Origin of the sequence: Aquabacterium sp. (assembly GCF_041915145.1) — a bacterium.
Lineage (GTDB): Bacteria > Pseudomonadota > Gammaproteobacteria > Burkholderiales > Burkholderiaceae_C > Aquabacterium.
In genome coordinates this window covers 1-3,451 of record NZ_JAYSBZ010000140.1, presented here as the reverse complement: position 1 = coordinate 3,451, position 3,451 = coordinate 1, and the positions used below count along the sequence as shown (strand labels likewise).

Here is a 3,451-nt window from a genome sequence, read left to right as displayed (position 1 = left end):
TGTATCCGCTGTGGCAGAAGCAGCAGTTGGCCTTCGTGCCGTTTGCCGGCACCGACGACACCTCGCGCAGTCACTTCGAGACGCAAGACAGCATCGAGCTGGGCCAGCCGCTGGGCGGCACGCGCAACTACCAGTCGGGCTTTCTGAACCGGCTGGTGGTGGAGCTGGGCGGGGCGCGCAACGCCAGCGGTCAGCCGGGTGCCATGGCCTTCACCGATCAGCTGCCGCTGGCGCTGCGCGGCAACCTGGCGCTGCCGAACATGGCGCTGAAGAACGTCAAGCGCGCCGGGCTCGATGCCCGGCAAAGCAGCGTGATCGCGCAGATGTACCAGGGCCGCCGCATGGCCGCGCCGGTGCAAGAAGGCTTCGAGGTGCGCGATCAGGTCGATCGGGAGATGAGCGCCAGCAGCCCCGGCATGGCCGACGAGATGCAGGCGGCCAACCGCGGCGCCATCGCCGCGGCCGGGTTCGAAGGCGAGGCCCGCCGCATCGCCCGCATGATGCGCGAGGCCTACTCCGTCGGCTTCGTGGATGTGGGCGGCTGGGACACCCACGTCAACCAGGGCGGCTCCAGCGGCGCGCTGGCCGGCCGGCTGGGCGAGCTGGGGCGCGGCCTGGCCGGCTACGCCGACGAAATGGGCCCGGCCTGGCGCGACAGCGTGGTGGTGGTGATCAGCGAATTCGGCCGCACCTTCCGCGAAAACGGCAACCGGGGCACCGACCACGGTCACGGCACGGCCTACTGGGTGCTCGGCGGCAGCGTGCGCGGCGGGCGGGTGTTGGGGCAGCAGGTCGACCTGACTGCGGCAACGTTGTTCCAGAACCGCGACTGGCCCGTGCTGAACGAATACCGCGCGCTCTTCGGCGGTTTGTTTGGCCGCCTGTATGGACTGGACGATGCCGCGCTGGGCCGCGTCTTCAGCGGTGTGAAGCGGCAAGACCTCGGCCTGGTCTGACGAGACAAACCACGCGACAAGAACGGACGGGGACAGCGGGGAAGAAAAAGGAGGAACCCAGAAGCACCCCGGAGGCAAGAGGGGAAGGAGGAGGAGGCCCTCCGAGGCGTTGATCAGCCAGGCTGACCGGCTTCTGGGTTCAAGGAGCGGAGTAAACAGCAAGCGCCAACAACGGGCTCACAGAATGTCAGACGGTCTGGCGCGCGGAAGGTTCCGCCCTTTACGGAGGTGGTTACCCTTATTTACAATTCAACGTTGAGCGTCCGGGGGAACCGGGGCGCTGAGCAACCGTTCGATGTCCTTGACGAAGCCGGCGTCGTCGGGCGAGATGGTGGTGCCGTAGTGGGCCACGCTCGTGCCGTCACGCGAGATCAGGTATTTGTTGAAGTTCCAGCTCGGCACGGCGCGGGTGCGGCGCACCAGATCCACGAACAGCGGGTTGGCGTCGGGCGCGGGCGACTTCACGTTCACCCGCACGCTCGATTTGACGAACATCGGGAACTTCACGCCGTAGGTGTTCTGGCAGAACTCGGCGATGCGCTGGCCGTCGCCGGGCTCCTGCGCGAAGTCGTTGGACGGAAAGCCCAGCACCACCAGCCCCCGGGCGCGGTAGCGGTCGTACAGTGCCTCCAGCCCCTTGTATTGCGGGGTGAAACCGCAATAGCTGGCGGTGTTGACCACCAGCACGACCTGGCCGGCGTACTGGCACAGATCCTGCGGCTTTTCGTCTTGCAAGCGGGCCAGCGTGTGGCGCAGCACGGCGGGGCAAGCCGGCGCGGCGAGGGTCGGACACGTTGCCGCGCTCAAGATCACCCAGGCCGCGCCGATCAGCCCTTGTTTCAGCGAATTTCTCACGTCGTTTCTCGCATGTTGATGTTGATCACTGTTCAGCTTGCCGACCGCCTCGCGGCCCATCGGGTTGCCTCGTCATGAGCGGCCCGACGTCTGGCGCGCCAATCAGCCTACCCATTTCGGCCGTCGAGCGGGACACGGGGCTGAGCAAAGACACCTTGCGCGTGTGGGAACGTCGCTACGGCTTCCCGACTCCGCAGCGCGATGCCCAGGGCGAGCGCCTGTATCCGTTCGAGCAGCTCGAAAAGCTGCGCCTGATCAGGCGCTTGCTCGACGCGGGCCACCGCCCGGGGCGCGTCGTCGCCCAGCCGGCGGCCCAGTTGCGCCAGTTGATCGAGCGGCTCAACCAGCCCTTCGACCCGGCGCACCCCCGCGCTGCGACCCCGTCGCCCGCGACGCAGCAGCGCGAATTGCACCGCCTGCTCGAGCATGTCCAGGCGCTGGACGCGCACGGCTTGCGTCGCGATCTCAGCCGGGCCGCCGCGCGAGGCGGTCTGCATGCCTTCATCTTCGACGTGGCCGGGCCCTTGCTCAACGAGATGCACGCCGCCCGGCTGCGCGGCGCCCTGCAGCGCTACCAGGAGCTGTGGGCCCGCGAGTGCCTCGAAAACGCCCTGCGTCAAGAGCTGGCGGCGCTGCCCCCTCCGCCGGCCGACGCCCGCCCCCGCATGGTGCTGGCCACCCTGCCCAATGAGTCGCGCGGGCTGGGTCGGCTGATGATGCAAGGCTTGGCGACGCTGCACGGCGTCGAATGCCTCAGCCTCGGCCAGCAGGTGCCGGTGCCGGACATCGCCGAGGCCGCCAGCGGCCACCGCGCCGACATCGTCGGCATCTGCTTCAGCGCCGACGGCGGGCAGGCTCCGCTGCGCCTGGCCTTGCTCGATCTGCGCAATCGGCTCGATCCATCGGTCGAATTGTGGGTAGCAAGCACTCACATCAAATCACTCAAGCAGCCCATTCAAGGGGTGCAGGTGCTGACGCAGCCCACCGACATCGAAACCCTCACCGACCGCTGGCGCGACCAGCATCAGGTCTGCGTCTGAGCACGCCCGGCGTGCCGCTTGCAGGGTCGCTTGCGGGGTCTCTTGCCGGTGCCACGATGCCGCAACAAACTGGCGTCTAAAATTGACGGTTGTCTATTTTGGAGGGGCCCATGCTATTTCCCGAACTTTTCAAGCAGCTCGAGGCTGTCCGCTGGAACATGGACACCGACATCCCGTGGGATCGGTTCGACGCCAGCCGGCTGACCGACGAGCAGGCCCAGACCATCAAGATGAACGCCATCACCGAGTGGGCGGCGCTGCCGGCCACCGAGATGTTCTTGCGCGACAACAACACCGACGCCGACTTCTGCGGCTTCATGAGCGTGTGGTTCTTCGAAGAGCAGAAGCACTCGCTGGTGCTGATGGAATACCTGCGCCGCTTCCGCCCCGATCTCGTGCCCACCGAGCAAGAGCTGCAAGAGGTGCGCTTCGAGTTCGACCCGGCCCCGGCGCTCGAAACGCTGATGCTGCATTTCTGCGGCGAGATCCGCCTCAACCACTGGTATCGCTGCGCCGCCGAATGGCACACCGAGCCGGTCATCAAGGCCATCTACGAGACCCTCGCCAAGGACGAAGCCCGCCACGGCGGCGCCTACCTGC

3 protein-coding genes and 1 pseudogene are annotated in these 3,451 nt (G+C 67.1%); 3 read left to right on the top strand and 1 reads right to left on the bottom strand.

Going from position 1 to position 3,451, the window contains the following annotated elements; genetic code table 11:
- Window positions 1–956 (top strand): DUF1501 domain-containing protein (locus tag ACE3SS_RS15140; protein ID WP_374595377.1); only part of this gene is annotated, 956 nt, incomplete at its 5' end.
- A gap of 249 nt (window positions 957–1,205) precedes the next feature.
- Here the strand turns inward: ACE3SS_RS15140 and ACE3SS_RS15135 are convergent.
- Window positions 1,206–1,811 carry a glutathione peroxidase gene (locus ACE3SS_RS15135; protein ID WP_374595375.1) on the bottom strand — a complete coding sequence of 202 codons (606 nt, stop codon included), beginning with the start codon at window positions 1,809–1,811 and terminating at the stop codon, window positions 1,206–1,208.
- A 74-nt stretch (window positions 1,812–1,885) separates the two neighbouring features.
- On the opposite strand from ACE3SS_RS15135, the gene ACE3SS_RS15130 reads away from it, so the two are divergent.
- Together ACE3SS_RS15130 and ACE3SS_RS15125 are read left to right on the top strand one after the other, a co-directional pair.
- Window positions 1,886–2,851, top strand: a complete 966-nt coding sequence (locus ACE3SS_RS15130) for a MerR family transcriptional regulator (RefSeq protein ID WP_374595373.1) — start codon at window positions 1,886–1,888, stop codon at window positions 2,849–2,851.
- A gap of 110 nt (window positions 2,852–2,961) precedes the next feature.
- A pseudogene (locus ACE3SS_RS15125) lies at window positions 2,962–3,451 on the top strand (ferritin-like domain-containing protein); the annotation flags it as partial.

What these genes read in the sequence shown, in the direction of transcription:
- ACE3SS_RS15130 (WP_374595373.1), top strand. Translation starts at nt 1,886, where the DNA reads ATGAGCGGCCCGACGTCTGGCGCGCCAATCAGCCTACCCATTTCGGCC.